The sequence below is a fragment of the Lysobacter sp. TAB13 genome (assembly GCF_052113885.1).
In the GTDB taxonomy this organism is placed as follows: domain Bacteria; phylum Pseudomonadota; class Gammaproteobacteria; order Xanthomonadales; family Xanthomonadaceae; genus Lysobacter; species Lysobacter gummosus.
Genome location: NZ_JBFRDR010000356.1, coordinates 1 through 375, shown reverse-complemented (window position 1 = coordinate 375; position 375 = coordinate 1). Strand labels below are relative to the sequence as shown.

Annotated in this window: 1 protein-coding gene; it reads left to right on the top strand. The window is 66.9% G+C overall.

Translation table 11 applies throughout. The features are described 5' to 3' along the window. Positions 1 to 174: 174 nt before the first annotated feature. Positions 175 to 375, top strand: a 201-nt coding sequence (locus AB4Y92_RS26515; protein WP_441822334.1) for an AAA family ATPase, incomplete at its 3' end; no start/stop codon positions are given.

Genomic DNA, 375 nt, shown 5'->3' with positions numbered 1-375 from the left:
GATGTGAGCTGGCCTGGCGCTGAAGGCGCTCCATGCGCCTGGTTGCGACGGCATGGTGTGCCTAGCCCGACCTGATCGACCGCGTGCTCCAGGACGGACTGGCGTGGGCGGCCTGGCCGTAGGCGCACGGGCGCGCCCCTTGCCGGAAGGCGTTGCGTCGGCGAAACAGCGCAGATGCAGCGCTATGCGATTTTCCTGAGCGGCCCGATCGGCGTCGGCAAGACGACCCTCGGCGAGGCGCTTGCCGCAGAGCTCGGTGGCGGCTTCATCGACGGTGACGATCATTCGGATCCGGATCTGCCCTGGTATGGCTCAATCCTGCAGACGAGCCGATCCGTGGTCAGAACTGGCCTGAAGATCCTCGCGGTTCAGCCC